Here is a 15,000-nt window from a genome sequence, read left to right on the forward strand (position 1 = left end):
TAGTCGGTCCCAAGGGTTGGGCTGTTCGCCCATTAAAGCGGTACGCGAGCTGGGTTCAGAACGTCGTGAGACAGTTCGGTCCCTATCCGTCGTGGGCGTAGGAAATTTGAGAGGAGCTGTCCTTAGTACGAGAGGACCGGGATGGACGCACCGCTGGTGTACCAGTTGTTCTGCCAAGGGCATAGCTGGGTAGCTATGTGCGGAAGGGATAAGTGCTGAAAGCATCTAAGCATGAAGCCCCCCTCAAGATGAGATTTCCCATAGCGTAAGCTAGTAAGATCCCTGAAAGATGATCAGGTTGATAGGTTCGAGGTGGAAGCATGGTGACATGTGGAGCTGACGAATACTAATAGATCGAGGACTTAACCATATAATATGTAGCAATGTTATCTAGTTTTGAAAGAATATAAAAAACTTGTTGACTTTCAAAAGTAAATGAGTTATAATAATTCTTGTCTTAAATGAATACAGTCTGGTAATGATGGCAGAGAGGTCACACCCGTTCCCATACCGAACACGGAAGTTAAGCTCTCTAGCGCCGATGGTAGTTGGGACCTTGTCCCTGTGAGAGTAGGACGTTGCCAGGCAAATATTATTCCGCAGTAGCTCAGCGGTAGAGCTATCGGCTGTTAACCGATCGGTCGTAGGTTCGATTCCTACCTGCGGAGCCATTGGAGAGCTGTCCGAGTTGGCCGAAGGAGCACGATTGGAAATCGTGTATACGTCACAAGCGTATCAAGGGTTCGAATCCCTTGCTCTCCGCCATAGGATTTATAATATTTGGCCCGTTGGTCAAGTGGTTAAGACACCGCCCTTTCACGGCGGTAACACGGGTTCGAATCCCGTACGGGTCACCACTTTGGAGGATTAGCTCAGCTGGGAGAGCACCTGCCTTACAAGCAGGGGGTCGGCGGTTCGATCCCGTCATCCTCCACCATATAAATTTTATATAAATAGTATTATCGCGGGGTGGAGCAGCACGGTAGCTCGTCGGGCTCATAACCCGAAGGTCGCAGGTTCAAATCCTGTCCCCGCAACCAAATGGTCCCGTGGTGTAGTGGTTAACATGCCTGCCTGTCACGCAGGAGATCGCCGGTTCGACCCCGGTCGGGACCGCCATTTCATATAAAGAAAAGAACGAAACAAGTTGTTTCGTATTTTTTTATTTGTTTTAACAAAAAACTAATAAAGACAGTCAAACTATCCTTAGGACAACTCCTAAGGACTTTTTTATATATTCAAAACCTGTATAATAAAGAGCAGAGAACATTGTGAGTAAAGTAGGTGAAATCTGTGAGTAAGTATGAAGTAACAACAAAATCTTCTGAGGAAACACAAAGGTTATCAGAAAAACTAGGTGAGCTCGTAGAGGCACAAGATGTAATTATTTTAGAAGGAGATCTTGGAGCTGGTAAGACGACTTTTACAAAGGGACTAGCAAAAGGTCTTGGAGTGAAAAGAGTTGTAAATAGTCCTACCTTTAATATCATCAAAGAATATAAAGGAAGATTACCGCTATATCATATGGACGTGTATCGCTTAGCAGAAAGTGAAGAGGACTTAGGCTTTGATGAATATTTCTACGGTGAAGGAATTACGGTAGTAGAATGGGCTCATTTAATAGAAGCATATTTACCGAATGAAAAGTTACAAATTAGTTTATTCCATGCTGGAGATGACACAAGAAAAATTATACTCGAGCCAATTGGAGATCGCTATATTAGATTATGTGAGGAGCTATTACAAGATGAAAGTACTAGCAATTGATACTTCAAATTACGTAATGGGTGTATCCCTTATTGAGGAAGGAAACGTAATTGGGGAAATCATTACAAATTTAACAAAAAACCATTCTGTACGTCTTATGCCAGCTGTAGAGAAACTGTTAAAAGAGTGTGGCGTAAAACCGAAGGAATTAACTAAAATCGTTGTAGCTGCTGGACCTGGATCCTATACAGGTGTTCGCATAGGCGTGACAGCGGCGAAAACATTAGCTTGGTCACTTCAAATACCAATTGTAGGTGTATCAAGTTTAGAGGTAGTAGCTGCAAACGGTGCTAACTTTAACGGATTAATTTGTCCTTTATTTGATGGAAGACGTGGGCAAATTTATACTGGGTTATATACATATGAAGGAGAGCAGTTAACTTCAATAGAAGAAGACCGAATTATTCTTATTGTAGACTGGTTGCAAATGTTAAAAGATAAAGGACAGCCTGTTTTATTTATCGGTAACGATGTTAAATTGCATAAAGAAACAATTATAGAACATTTAGGTGATCAAGCTGTATTCGCTCCATTTACTAAAAATAACCCAAGACCAAGTGAGCTAGCATTCTTAGGATTACAAAAAGAAGAACAAGATGTGCATACGTTTGTTCCAAGCTATCTTCGTTTAGCTGAAGCTGAAACAAAGTGGTTAGAAAGTCAAAACAAGTAGGAGCTTGCAGAAGATGGATATGATATTTAGAAAGATGGAGCTTGATGATATTGCTCAAATTGTAGCTATTGAAGAAGCGTCTTTTTCAACTCCTTGGACTGCAGATGCCTTTCACCGTGAATTAACGATGAATGAACATGCACATTATATTGTGTTAGAAAAAGATGGTCGTGTAATCGGGTATTGTGGATTGTGGATAATTATTGATGAATCACATATAACAAATATAGCTATTTTGCCAGAATACCGAGGTCAAAAGTTAGGAGATGCCCTATTGAAAGCAGTTATTTCTGAAGCGAAAGAACTAGGGGTAAAAACAATGACACTTGAAGTACGTGTATCAAATGAAGTAGCAAAGCAGTTATACAGAAAATACGGATTTCAAAATGGTGGGATTCGTAAACGATACTATGCAGACAATCAGGAAGATGGTCTCGTAATGTGGGTGAATATATAATGGAAAAAAATACGATTATACTTGGTATTGAAACAAGTTGTGATGAAACAGCAGTAGCAGTTGTTAAAAATGGAACGGAAATTATTGCGAATGTCGTTGCATCACAAATTGAAAGTCATAAACGTTTTGGCGGCGTTGTACCAGAGATTGCATCCCGTCATCATGTAGAAGAAATTACAGTTGTGTTAGAAGAAGCTTTAAAGGAAGCAAACATCACATTTGATGATATTGATGCAATTGCTGTAACAGAAGGTCCTGGTTTAGTAGGAGCACTTCTAATTGGAGTAAATGCAGCGAAGGCAGTAGCGTTTGCACATGATATTCCGTTAGTCGGTGTTCATCATATTGCTGGTCATATTTATGCGAACCGTTTAGTAAAAGAAGTTCAATTCCCGTTATTATCACTTGTTGTATCTGGTGGGCATACAGAACTTGTTTATATGAAAGAACATGGTTCATTTGAAGTAATTGGTGAAACACGAGACGATGCAGCTGGAGAAGCATATGATAAAGTAGCTCGTACGTTATCTATGCCATATCCAGGTGGTCCTCATATTGATCGCCTTGCACATGAAGGAGAACCGACAATTGATTTGCCTCGTGCATGGCTAGAACCGGATTCATATGATTTTAGCTTTAGTGGATTGAAATCAGCAGTTATCAACACTGTGCATAATGCAAAACAACGCGGTATAGAAATTGCGCCAGAAGATTTAGCGGCAAGTTTCCAAGAAAGTGTAATAGATGTACTTGTAACGAAAGCAGCTCGTGCAGCAGAAGCTTATAATGTAAAGCAATTACTTCTTGCTGGTGGAGTAGCTGCTAATAAAGGACTTCGTGCGCGATTAGAAGAGGAATTTGCACAAAAAGAAAACATTGAATTAATTATTCCGCCGCTATCTTTATGCACAGATAATGCAGCGATGATTGCAGCGGCAGGGACAATTGCTTATGAACAAGGTAAGCGTGCAACATTAGCCTTAAATGCAAATCCAGGATTAGATATTGAAGCATAGTTATGCACATAATTAACCACAGGTTGTGGATAAAACCCATATTGTCTGTTGATAATATGGGTTTTATTGTGTATATAAAATGTTGATAACTTTTTTGTTGATTGTGGATAATGTGGAAAAGTTATTTTAAGGTTTATTTTATAAAGGTGGATATGTGTATAAACTTGTGGGTAAATAGGATGATGTCAGACCTTTGAATTTGTTCTTTTTCGGGAAATAAAAGGCAAGAAGATATCCCCGAAAAACATTTTGAAACATCACCCCATTATAGAAGATGCTAATATTGTCAATCTTTGTCGTTAAATCGATATTTCGTGTCAAATTGTTAATATATATAGGGTTACGATAGATATATTTGAAAAATCGTTAGTATATTCTAAGTTACGATTGATATACTCAAAAAATTGTTTCTGTATTAAAAGAAAAGAAGATGTCGCATAGTCAAAAATCCTGACTTATGAGACATCTTCTTTATTTAAATATGCTTATACATGCAGCTCTTCCCATTCTGCCATACAAGTTTCAAGTTGTTCTTGTAGCGTTTGCTTTTTAGTTGTAATTTCACTAGCTTTTTCATAATCTGCATATATTTCTGGTAAGCAAAGTTGATCTTCTAACGTAGCAATTTCTTCTTCTAATTCTAATATACTTTGTTCTAGCTCTTCAATTTTTCTAGTGCGTTGACGCTCTAGTTTTTTACGCTCTTTTTCTTCTAAATAATTTAATTTCTCTTGTGCAACCACCTTTTGAACAGGAATGTCACTTTCTTGCTGTTCAAGTTCTGCACGTTCAATCATTTCATTTTTCTTTTCAACGTAGTAATCGTAATCCCCTAAATATTCCTGTGCACCTTCTGTTGATAACTCAACCACAGTCGTTGTTACACGGTTAATAAAGTAGCGGTCATGTGAGACGAATAGAAGAGTCCCTGGGTAATCAATTAAAGCATTCTCCAAAATTTCTTTACTATTTAAATCAAGGTGGTTCGTAGGCTCATCTAGAATTAATAAATTTGATTTTTGCATCATAAGTTTTGCAAGAGCTAATCGAGCTTTTTGTCCACCACTAAGGGAAGATACTGGTTTCAGTACATCATCTCCTGTGAATAAAAAATTCCCGAGTATAGTACGGATTTCTTTTTCAGGTTGCAGTGGATATTCATCCCATAGTTCATTTAAAACCCGTTTAGAAGATGTTAAGTTTGCTTGTTCTTGATCATAATAACCAACAGATACATTTGATCCGAAAGAAACATCACCACTTAATAGTGGTAACTTATTCACAATAGACTTTAATAATGTGGATTTCCCAATTCCATTTGGACCAACTAAAGCAACACTATCTCCGCGAGTTAAGCGCATAGTTACATGTTCAATTATAGGGTTCTCATCATAGCCGATGGTTGCATCATTTACTTGTAAAACATCATTTCCACTTTGCTTTTCAATATCGAAGTGGAATGATGCTGACTTAGAATCCCCTAATGGTCTCGTTAATAATTCCATTCTGTCTAGTTGTTTACGGCGACTTTGAGCCCGTTTCGTTGTAGAAGCGCGAGCTATATTCTTTTGAACGAAGTCCTCAAGTTTTGCGATTTCATCTTGTTGTTTTTCGTAACGTTTCATTTCTTGCTCATATAATGCTGATTTTAAGTCTAAATATTTACTGTAGTTACCAACAAATCGTCTGCTTTCTTTATTCGAAATTTCATATACTTGTGTAACGAGTTTGTCTAAGAAATAACGGTCATGTGAAACGATTAATATTGCGCCAGGATAACCTTGTAAATATTGCTCAAGCCACGTTAATGTTTCGATGTCTAAATGGTTTGTAGGCTCATCCAAAATAAGTAAGTCTGGTTTTGTTAATAATAATTTCCCGAGAGCTAATCTTGTTTTTTGCCCGCCGCTTAAAGTAGAAATCGTCGTCTGGTGCGTTTCAACTGGGAAGCCAAGGCCGCTTAAAATGGAGCGAATATCCGCTTCATATTGATATCCACCTTGATCTTTATAATTGAGTTGCAATTGGTCATACTCAGCTAACAATCTTTCATATGTAGCTTCGTTTGAAAAGTTTTCTTCTTTTCCCATTTCTTGCTCAAGCCTTCGAAGTTTTGTCTCCATTTGCTGTAAGTGGGTAAAGACGGTTAGCATTTCATCCCAAATTGTTAAAGACGTTTCTAGTCCAGTATTTTGAGCTAAATATCCGATTGAGACATCTTTTGGTTTTATAATTTCGCCACCATCATGAGATAATTCACCAGCGATTATTTTTAATAATGTAGATTTTCCTGCTCCATTCCTTCCAACTAATGCGATACGATCTTTTGTTTGTACTTCCAATTTTATGTTTGCCAGAATTGTTTCTGCACCGTATAATTTCGAAAGCGCGTTTACTTGTAATAAAATCAATGTTTTCACCTCAAATAATTTCTTAACTTTGCCATGTTTATATTTCTCAATCATACTAAAAATAGTGTATAGTTTAAAATAAAGAGAGAATACTTCTTCTCTTTATTATACAAGGAATTTAATGAGTGCTAAACTTCTGTATTTGATTAAAGTATATGAATAATGATAGGAAGAGAGGAGAGGTCATATGGATCAGCAAAAGATTCCACAAGCCACTGCTAAAAGATTGCCTCTATACTATCGATTTATCCAAAACTTATCTCTTTCTGGTAAGCAGCGTGTTTCATCGGCCGAATTGAGTGAGGCAGTAAAAGTAGATTCCGCAACAATACGAAGAGATTTTTCGTATTTTGGAGCGTTAGGGAAAAAGGGATATGGATATAACGTAAATTATTTATTATCATTTTTCCGCGAAACACTTGATCAAGATGATATAACACGTGTAGCACTTATTGGAGTAGGTAATTTAGGGACCGCTTTCTTACATTATAATTTCACGAAAAACAATAATACAAAAATTGAAATGGCATTTGATGTTAGTGAAGAGAAAGTTGGAACAGAAATCGGGGGCATTCCTGTATATCATTTAGATGAATTAGAAGAGAGATTATCAAATGATATACAAGTGGCAATATTAACAGTACCAGCCACAGTAGCACAAGCTGTAGCAGATAGATTAGCTGAAACGAGCGTGCACGGTATTTTGAATTTCACACCAGCGCGATTAAACGTATCAGAGAATATTAGAATTCATCATATTGACTTAGCTGTAGAGTTACAAACATTAGTTTACTTTTTGAAAAACTATCCACAATAAAACGCAGAGGAAGCGACCTCTGCGTTTTATTATTGTTTCTTCTTTGTGAATTTAACTAATATAAGGCGAAGTGCCAAATTAAAATCAATTGTTGCCATAACTGCAAATAGTATTGTCCACATATTCCAGATTGTATCTGTCACGTTCGTAATGGCCAAGCGTGTAAAGATACATCCAAGAAGGAAGTATAGTGCAGCCATGAACAATGGTGAGTTTCTCATACAAAAAATCCTCCGATAAAGCCTTGCATTTTTTCAGCTTCTTTAATCATTTCTTGAATTTGCTCATTGCTCATAAAAATTTGCCCAATAGCGACTAATGTATTCATCGCAACATGAGCTGCAATCGGAACGATAATACGTTTCGTCTTCACATATAAGAAGGCGAATACGAGCCCCATAGCAGTGTATACCAATAAGTGAGTAAAATCAAAATGAATTGCTGCGAATACAAGCGAACTAATGATAGCTGCAATAAAGAAGTTAAACTTCTTATAAAGTGCACCAAATAAAATTTTTCTAAATACGATTTCTTCTAAGATAGGTCCGATTATAGATACGACAATAAGGAACCAAGGTGTCGTTCTTGCAATTTCCATCAGTTTCATTGTATTTTCTGAACCTTGCTTAATTCCTAGTAGCTGCATCTCGATCATACCGGCAACTATTTGTGAAAAGAAAGCTAAGAAGAACCCGATGAAAATCCATCCAATAGTAGCTGGGACAGAAGAGCGCATTGCATCTAAATGCCTGTCACGAATATCTGTTCTAAGTAACCAAAGTATGATACATAATGCAACAAAGAAGCTAATAATTGCCCAGTGTCCCATTATGATTTGTCCTTTTTCCTCAATGGTAAATCCTCTATTATCATAGAGTCCTGTTTTTAGGAGAAGTGGTAATCCAATAACGCCAGATAACTGCGTTAAAATGTATGTAACGATAATCCACCAGTATTGTTTCTTCAAATGGTTTAACCATCCTTTCTAACTCTAGTGTATGAGATAAGGTAGGATAACATGTAAATATGTTATCTACGATATAAACTTTCATTCGAATTATGATTTTTTTGTAAATCTTTATTTGAAATTAAAGTAGGAGACAGGAAAAAGTTGTACGTTTAGCGAAAACAACTTAGGGTGTCTTTCATATTGTAACATACGAGTAGGGGAAACAACGATTCATATAGTAAAGGCGGTATTCTATATAGAAAGTTTATATAGTAATTTGCGAAAAAATTATGATTTTTTTACTTGCAAAAGAAATTGAGATTATTTATTATTATAAGTGTGTTAGCACTCGGATGACTTGAGTGCTAATAAAAGAAATTTACATAACAAAATGAGGAGGTTATTGTTCATGCTAAAGCCATTAGGTGATCGCGTTGTAATTGAGCTTGTTCAAGCAGAAGAAAAAACAGCAAGTGGTATTGTATTACCAGATACTGCAAAAGAAAAACCACAAGAGGGTAAAGTTGTTGCAGTAGGTACTGGTCGAGTGCTTGAGAATGGTGAGCGTGTTGCTTTAGAGGTAGCAGCAGGTGATCTTATCATCTTCTCAAAATATGCAGGTACTGAAGTGAAATATGAAGGTACAGACTACTTGATTTTACGTGAAAGTGACATTTTAGCAGTTATCGGTTAATTATATAAATCTTAAAAAATCCAAGGGGGTCAATTATTATGGCAAAAGATATTAAATTTAGTGAAGAAGCACGTCGTTCGATGCTTCGCGGTGTCGACACTCTTGCAAACGCAGTAAAAGTAACACTTGGACCAAAAGGTCGTAACGTTGTACTTGAGAAAAAATTTGGTTCACCACTTATTACAAATGATGGTGTAACAATCGCAAAAGAAATCGAATTAGAAGATGCATTCGAAAACATGGGTGCGAAGTTAGTAGCAGAAGTTGCTAGCAAAACAAACGATGTAGCTGGTGACGGAACAACAACTGCAACTGTATTAGCGCAAGCTATGATTCGTGAAGGTCTTAAAAACGTAACAGCTGGTGCGAACCCAATGGGTCTTCGTAAAGGTATCGAAAAAGCTGTTACTGCTGCAATTGAAGAATTAAAAACGATTTCTAAACCAATCGAAGGCAAATCTTCTATCGCACAAGTAGCTGCTATTTCTGCAGCTGACGAAGAAGTAGGTCAATTAATCGCTGAAGCAATGGAGCGCGTTGGTAACGACGGCGTTATTACTTTAGAAGAGTCTAAAGGATTCACAACAGAATTAGACGTAGTAGAAGGTATGCAATTTGATCGTGGATATGCATCTCCTTACATGATTACTGATTCTGACAAAATGGAAGCAGTTCTTGATAACCCATACATCTTAATCACTGACAAAAAGATTTCTAACATTCAAGAAATCTTACCAGTATTAGAGCAAGTGGTACAACAAGGTAAACCACTTCTTATCATTGCTGAAGATGTAGAAGGCGAAGCTTTAGCTACATTAGTAGTGAACAAACTTCGTGGTACATTCAACGTAGTAGCTGTTAAAGCTCCTGGATTTGGTGACCGTCGTAAAGCAATGCTAGAAGATATCGCAATCTTAACAGGTGGCGAAGTAATCACTGAAGAATTAGGCCGTGACTTAAAATCTGCTACAGTTGAATCTTTAGGACGCGCTGGTAAAGTTGTTGTAACGAAAGAAAATACAACTGTAGTTGAAGGTGTAGGAAGCACAGAACAAATCGAAGCTCGCATCGGTCAAATCCGTGCGCAATTAGAAGAAACAACTTCTGAATTCGATCGTGAAAAATTACAAGAGCGTCTTGCAAAACTTGCAGGTGGCGTAGCGGTAATTAAAGTAGGTGCAGCAACTGAAACTGAGTTGAAAGAACGCAAACTTCGCATTGAAGATGCACTTAACTCAACTCGTGCAGCAGTAGAAGAAGGTATCGTTGCAGGTGGTGGTACTTCACTTATGAACGTATACACAAAAGTAGCTTCTATCGTAGCTGAAGGCGACGAAGCAACAGGTATCAACATTGTACTTCGCGCACTAGAAGAGCCAGTTCGCCAAATCGCAATCAACGCTGGTCTAGAAGGATCTGTAGTTGTAGAGCGTCTAAAAGGCGAAAAAGTAGGCGTTGGTTTCAACGCAGCTACTGGCGAATGGGTTAACATGCTTGAGTCTGGTATCGTAGATCCAGCTAAAGTAACTCGCTCTGCACTTCAAAACGCAGCATCTGTTGCAGCTATGTTCTTAACAACTGAAGCTGTAGTAGCTGACAAGCCAGAACCAAATGCACCAGCAATGCCTGACATGGGCGGCATGGGCATGGGCGGTATGGGCGGAATGATGTAATTCCGTTTGCCCTAAAAAACATCCATTTCTATATAGAAATGGATGTTTTTTTATGTTTTTTAAAAAAGGAAATGAATTTCTGTAGAATTTTGTCGCTTTCTCTCTTGACCATATTGATACTTCATTGTTAGAATCTAGGAAGATAATATAAAACGATCCTTCATATATCCTCAATGATATGGTTTGAGAGTCTCTACCGGGTTACCGTAAACAACCTGACTATGAAGGCAGTGTGTCTTATATTTATAAAGAGCGGAGACTATCTTTCTTTATAAAGCCAGACCCCTGCCTTTTCTTTGTTATGAGACTAGAGGCGGAGGACTGGCTTTTTTTATTATATTGGTAATGCTTTTCGCCAAATTGGTGAAAATATTTATATACGAGAACTAACGTTGGGGTGATTATTTTGAAGAAACAACACGATACAATTATCGTTTTAGATTTTGGAAGTCAATACAATCAGTTAATAGCACGTCGAATTCGTGAGTTCGGTGTATACAGTGAACTTCATCCACATACAATTACTGCAGAAGAAATTAAAGCAATGAATCCAAAAGGGATTATTTTCTCTGGTGGACCAAATAGTGTATACGGTGAAGGTGCATTACATTGTGATGAAAAAATCTTTGAACTAGGTTTACCAATCTTCGGTATTTGTTACGGTATGCAGCTTATGACGCAACACTTCGGTGGTAAAGTAGAGCGTGCAAATCACCGCGAGTACGGAAAAGCTGTTCTTAAAGTAGAGAACGAATCAAAATTATATGCGAACCTTCCAGAAGAGCAAGTTGTATGGATGAGCCATGGTGACTTAGTAACTGGTTTACCTGAAGGATTCGTAGTAGACGCAACAAGTGAATCTTGCCCAATTGCTGGTATGAGCAATGAAGACAAAAACTTATACGGTGTACAATTCCACCCAGAAGTACGTCACTCTGAGCACGGTAACGATTTAATTAAAAACTTCGTATTCGGCGCTTGTGGTTGTTCTGAAGGATGGAACATGGAGAACTTTATCGAAGTAGAATTAGAGAAAATCCGTGAAACGGTTGGAGACAAAAAAGTACTATGCGCACTTAGCGGCGGTGTAGACTCTTCTGTTGTAGCAGTGTTAATTCATAAAGCAATTGGTGACCAATTAACATGTATTTTCGTTGATCACGGTTTACTTCGTAAAGGCGAAGCAGAAGGCGTTATGAAAACATTTAGCGAAGGCTTCCATATGAACGTTATTAAAGTGGATGCAAAAGACCGCTTTATGGACAAGTTAAAAGGTGTAGAAGATCCAGAACAAAAACGTAAAATCATCGGTAACGAATTCATTTACGTATTTGATGATGAAGCGTCTAAATTACAAGGTATGGACTTCTTAGCGCAAGGTACACTTTACACAGATATCGTTGAGAGTGGTACAGCAACTGCACAAACAATTAAATCTCACCATAACGTTGGTGGACTTCCAGAAGACATGCAGTTCAAATTAATCGAGCCTTTAAACACGTTATTTAAAGACGAAGTACGTGTATTAGGGTCTGAACTAGGAATTCCTGATGAAATCGTATGGCGTCAACCATTCCCAGGACCGGGTCTTGGTATTCGTGTATTAGGTGAAATCACAGAAGAGAAATTAGAAATCGTTCGTGAATCTGATGCGATTTTACGTGAAGAAATTATTAAAGCGGGCTTAGACCGTGAAATCTGGCAATACTTCACTGCGCTTCCTGGTATGCGTAGCGTAGGTGTTATGGGTGACGAGCGTACTTACGATTACACAGTAGGTATCCGTGCGGTAACATCTATCGACGGTATGACAGCTGACTGGGCACGTATCCCTTGGGACGTATTAGAGAAAATCTCTGTACGTATCGTAAACGAAGTAAAACACGTTAACCGTATCGTGTATGATGTAACGAGTAAGCCACCAGCAACGATTGAGTGGGAATAGTATTTATAAAAAGGTCCATCTATTGCTTATGCATAGATGGATCTTTTTTATTTTGGTATTAATACGAACGAAACTATAAAATTTTATAAAAATGTTCGTTTTTAAATTGACAAAACTACTTCGTCGAGTTAATATGATTATGTAATTCAAACGAAAAGTGAATATTATAGCCGTCGTATAATATCGGGGATATGGCCCGAAAGTTTCTACCTAGCTACCGTAAATGGCTTGACTACGAGGCGTTTGTATAAAGATGAGGGGAAACTTGTCTTTGTTTATAGAACGCTTCCATGTATAAATGCAATGGAAGCCTTTTTTATTTCTCGGGATAAAAGAGGGCTAGGAGAAATGCGGCGAGTAATCATATAACGGGGGAAACGTAAGATGAAACGCTATTTTCAGTTTGATGAGCTCGGTACGAATTATAAGACTGAGTTCATAGCAGGGTTAACGACATTTCTATCTATGGCTTACGTACTATTTGTCAATCCTGCTACGCTGTCGCTTGGAAATGTTAAAGGGTTACCAGCAGGTACAGGGATGGATCCAGGTGCAGTATTCGTTGCTACGGCATTAGCGGCAGCGATCGGTTCGTTAATTATGGGTATTTTCGCGAAGTATCCAATTGCTTTAGCGCCGGGTATGGGAATTAACGCGTTCTTTGCTTATACAGCAGTGTTAACGATGGGTATTCCGTGGCAAACGGCCATTGCTGGAACATTAATGTCAGGTATTATCTTTATTATTCTTACTGCTTCAGGTATTCGTGAAAAAATCATTAATGCAATTCCATCGGAGTTAAAGTTTGCAGTAGCAGCAGGTATTGGATTATTCATTGCTTTCCTTGGATTCCAAAATGCCGGAATTATCGTGAAAAACGATGCGGTTCTTGTTGGGTTGGGGGACTTAACAAAGGGCACAACGTTACTAGCAATCTTCGGGGTTGTTACTACGATCATCTTCATGATTAAGAAAGTTAATGGTGCAGTATTTTACGGTATGATTCTTACAGCGATCTTAGGAGTTGCAACAGGATTAATTGATACTCCGAAAGCTGTGGTGGGAGCAATACCGAGTCTAGAACCAACGTTCGGCGTGGCGTTAACGCACTTCGGCGATATTTTCACAGTTCAAATGGGGATTGTTATTATAACGTTCTTCTTTATAGATTTCTTTGATACAGCAGGTACGCTTGTAGCGGTTGCGAATCAAGCAGGATTAATGAAGAACAATAAATTACCACGTGCAGGAAAAGCGTTATTTGCAGATGCGATTGCAACTGTAATTGGTGCGATCTTGGGTACATCAACAACAACGTCTTACATTGAATCTTCTGCAGGGGTAGCAGCGGGAGGGCGTTCTGGATTTACAGCAGTTGTAACAGCAGGATTCTTCTTACTGGCACTATTCTTCTCGCCATTACTAAGTGTTGTAACGCCAGCTGTAACGGCACCGGCTTTAATTATTGTAGGAATCTTGATGGTTTCTTCCTTAGGGGAAATTGATTGGAAGAAATTCGAGATTGCAGTACCAGCATTCTTTACAATTATCTCTATGCCACTTACGTATAGTATCGCAACTGGGATTGCGATTGGATTTATCTTCTATCCAATTACAATGGTTGTGAGTGGTCGTCGTAAAGAGGTTCATCCGATTATGTATGTTATGGGAGTTTTATTCGTACTATATTTCATCTACGTTCGTAAATAAAAGGGGTTTTTTGAAAGGTCTAGACTTAAGGGGAGTCTAGACCTTTTTTGCGTCTTCAGAAAATCTTAAGGATTTCCGAGCGTTTTTCTTCAGAAGTTTTCCTATAATAGAAGTTAGGGATTAAAAAAGTGATGGGGGAGATATTGTGGCACACGAAACAATACTTGTCGTAGATGATGAAAAAGAAATTCGGAATTTAATTACAATCTATTTAAAGAATGAAGGATATAAAGTATTACAAGCAGGAGACGGAGAAGAAGGATTACGTTTACTAGAAGAAAATGAAGTACATCTAGTCGTATTAGATATTATGATGCCGAAAGTGGATGGTATTCATATGTGTATGAAGGTAAGGGAAGCGAAAGAAATGCCTATTATTATGCTTTCTGCGAAAACGCAAGATATGGATAAGATTTTAGGGTTAACAACGGGTGCAGATGATTATGTAACGAAACCATTTAATCCGTTAGAGTTAATCGCAAGAATTAAATCTCAGTTACGCCGTTATATGAAAATGAATGGTTTCGCTATACAAAATGAGGACGAGCTAGAAATTGGAGAGATGAAAATAAACATCTCGACCCATAAAGTTATTGTGGACGGAGAAGAAGTGAAACTGACCCCAAGGGAATTTTCAATTCTAGAATTACTAGCTCGTAATCCGGGTATGGTCTTTAGCGCGGAACAAATTTATGAAAAGGTTTGGAACGAAAGATCTTTCCAGTCTGATAATACGGTAATGGTGCATATTCGAAAAGTACGTGAAAAGATTGAGGAGAATCCAAGGAAACCTAGATATATAAAAACAGTATGGGGAGTGGGGTATAAGATTGAAAAAGATATTTAATCCGTTTACTTATATAAGGAAAATAAGAGAATTAATTGAGA

General features: G+C 38.0%; 14 protein-coding genes, 6 tRNA genes, 2 rRNA genes and 2 riboswitches (2 of these 24 running past the window's edge). Of the genes, 19 read left to right on the top strand and 3 right to left on the bottom strand.

The features are described 5' to 3' along the window. The 12 genes from F3I02_RS19140 to tsaD form a co-directional block, all read left to right on the top strand. Positions 1 to 370, top strand: a 23S ribosomal RNA gene (locus tag F3I02_RS19140); it begins 2,553 nt to the left of the window's first position. Positions 371 to 471: 101 nt separating this feature from the next. Beyond that, positions 472 to 587 (top strand): 5S ribosomal RNA (gene rrf / locus F3I02_RS19145). A 9-nt stretch (positions 588 to 596) separates the two neighbouring features. Beyond that, positions 597 to 671 (top strand) — tRNA-Asn (locus F3I02_RS19150). A gap of 2 nt (positions 672 to 673) precedes the next feature. After that, positions 674 to 765: transfer RNA gene (locus F3I02_RS19155), tRNA-Ser, on the top strand. A gap of 17 nt (positions 766 to 782) precedes the next feature. Next, positions 783 to 857, top strand: a tRNA-Glu gene (locus F3I02_RS19160). A gap of 4 nt (positions 858 to 861) precedes the next feature. Further along, positions 862 to 937: transfer RNA gene (locus F3I02_RS19165), tRNA-Val, on the top strand. 26 nt (positions 938 to 963) lie between these two features. Beyond that, positions 964 to 1,040, top strand: a tRNA-Met gene (locus tag F3I02_RS19170). A 3-nt stretch (positions 1,041 to 1,043) separates the two neighbouring features. Beyond that, positions 1,044 to 1,119 (top strand) — tRNA-Asp (locus F3I02_RS19175). A gap of 174 nt (positions 1,120 to 1,293) precedes the next feature. Beyond that, the gene (gene tsaE, locus F3I02_RS19180) at positions 1,294 to 1,767 is read left to right on the top strand and encodes a tRNA (adenosine(37)-N6)-threonylcarbamoyltransferase complex ATPase subunit type 1 TsaE (protein ID WP_000049642.1); all 474 of its coding nucleotides are present in this window, start codon (positions 1,294 to 1,296) and stop codon (positions 1,765 to 1,767) included. Then, positions 1,748 to 2,440, top strand: a complete 693-nt coding sequence (gene tsaB, locus F3I02_RS19185) for a tRNA (adenosine(37)-N6)-threonylcarbamoyltransferase complex dimerization subunit type 1 TsaB (protein WP_000865753.1) — start codon at positions 1,748 to 1,750, stop codon at positions 2,438 to 2,440. Before tsaE ends, tsaB begins: the two co-directional genes overlap by 20 nt. A gap of 13 nt (positions 2,441 to 2,453) precedes the next feature. After that, on the top strand, positions 2,454 to 2,897 hold the full coding sequence (gene rimI / locus F3I02_RS19190) for a ribosomal protein S18-alanine N-acetyltransferase (protein ID WP_000367189.1): 444 nt from the start codon (positions 2,454 to 2,456) through the stop codon (positions 2,895 to 2,897). Next, complete coding sequence (tsaD, locus tag F3I02_RS19195) at positions 2,897 to 3,913, top strand: tRNA (adenosine(37)-N6)-threonylcarbamoyltransferase complex transferase subunit TsaD (protein ID WP_000414585.1); 1,017 nt, start codon at positions 2,897 to 2,899, stop codon at positions 3,911 to 3,913. Before rimI ends, tsaD begins: the two co-directional genes overlap by 1 nt. 485 nt (positions 3,914 to 4,398) lie before the next feature. Here the strand turns inward: tsaD and F3I02_RS19200 are convergent, their stop codons facing one another. After that, positions 4,399 to 6,324 carry an ABC-F family ATP-binding cassette domain-containing protein gene (locus F3I02_RS19200; protein ID WP_269061765.1) on the bottom strand — a complete coding sequence of 642 codons (1,926 nt, stop codon included), beginning with the start codon at positions 6,322 to 6,324 and terminating at the stop codon, positions 4,399 to 4,401. 187 nt (positions 6,325 to 6,511) lie between these two features. On the opposite strand from F3I02_RS19200, the gene F3I02_RS19205 reads away from it, so the two are divergent. Continuing rightward, the gene (locus F3I02_RS19205; RefSeq protein ID WP_000372699.1) at positions 6,512 to 7,141 is read left to right on the top strand and encodes a redox-sensing transcriptional repressor Rex; all 630 of its coding nucleotides are present in this window, start codon (positions 6,512 to 6,514) and stop codon (positions 7,139 to 7,141) included. 29 nt (positions 7,142 to 7,170) lie between these two features. On the opposite strand, the gene F3I02_RS19210 is transcribed toward F3I02_RS19205, so the two are convergent. Continuing rightward, on the bottom strand, positions 7,171 to 7,362 hold the full coding sequence (locus F3I02_RS19210) for a YdiK family protein (RefSeq protein WP_001246205.1): 192 nt from the start codon (positions 7,360 to 7,362) through the stop codon (positions 7,171 to 7,173). After that, on the bottom strand, positions 7,359 to 8,108 hold the full coding sequence (locus tag F3I02_RS19215) for a CPBP family intramembrane glutamic endopeptidase (RefSeq protein ID WP_196478303.1): 750 nt from the start codon (positions 8,106 to 8,108) through the stop codon (positions 7,359 to 7,361). Before F3I02_RS19215 ends, F3I02_RS19210 begins: the two co-directional genes overlap by 4 nt. A gap of 391 nt (positions 8,109 to 8,499) precedes the next feature. Here F3I02_RS19215 and groES point away from each other — a divergent pair, with 391 nt between their 5' ends. The 6 genes from groES to ampS form a co-directional block, all read left to right on the top strand. Continuing rightward, positions 8,500 to 8,784 (top strand): co-chaperone GroES, encoded by a 285-nt coding sequence (gene groES / locus F3I02_RS19220; RefSeq protein ID WP_000917311.1) that lies wholly within the window; start codon positions 8,500 to 8,502, stop codon positions 8,782 to 8,784. A 38-nt stretch (positions 8,785 to 8,822) separates the two neighbouring features. Next, positions 8,823 to 10,457 carry a chaperonin GroEL gene (groL, locus tag F3I02_RS19225; RefSeq protein WP_001029993.1) on the top strand — a complete coding sequence of 545 codons (1,635 nt, stop codon included), beginning with the start codon at positions 8,823 to 8,825 and terminating at the stop codon, positions 10,455 to 10,457. A gap of 140 nt (positions 10,458 to 10,597) precedes the next feature. Then, positions 10,598 to 10,699, top strand: a riboswitch (purine riboswitch). Between the two features lie 164 nt (positions 10,700 to 10,863). Further along, positions 10,864 to 12,402, top strand: coding sequence for a glutamine-hydrolyzing GMP synthase (gene guaA / locus F3I02_RS19230; protein WP_000743911.1), 1,539 nt, complete (start codon positions 10,864 to 10,866; stop codon positions 12,400 to 12,402). Positions 12,403 to 12,555: 153 nt separating this feature from the next. Beyond that, positions 12,556 to 12,657, top strand: a riboswitch (purine riboswitch). A gap of 129 nt (positions 12,658 to 12,786) precedes the next feature. Further along, positions 12,787 to 14,112 (top strand): NCS2 family permease, encoded by a 1,326-nt coding sequence (locus F3I02_RS19235; RefSeq protein ID WP_000833096.1) that lies wholly within the window; start codon positions 12,787 to 12,789, stop codon positions 14,110 to 14,112. Between the two features lie 145 nt (positions 14,113 to 14,257). Further along, complete coding sequence (locus tag F3I02_RS19240) at positions 14,258 to 14,959, top strand: response regulator transcription factor (RefSeq protein ID WP_000929884.1); 702 nt, start codon at positions 14,258 to 14,260, stop codon at positions 14,957 to 14,959. Further along, positions 14,943 to 15,000, top strand: partial view of an aminopeptidase AmpS gene (gene ampS / locus F3I02_RS19245; RefSeq protein ID WP_196478304.1) — the beginning only. It continues 1,448 nt past the right edge of the window; 58 of the gene's 1,506 nt are visible here — the first part of the coding sequence; its start codon is at positions 14,943 to 14,945; the stop codon falls past the right edge of the window. The genes F3I02_RS19240 and ampS overlap by 17 nt, the downstream gene beginning before the upstream one ends.

Origin of the sequence: Bacillus sp. SRB3LM (assembly GCF_015712745.1) — a bacterium.
Classification (GTDB): domain Bacteria; phylum Bacillota; class Bacilli; order Bacillales; family Bacillaceae_G; genus Bacillus_A; species Bacillus_A thuringiensis_K.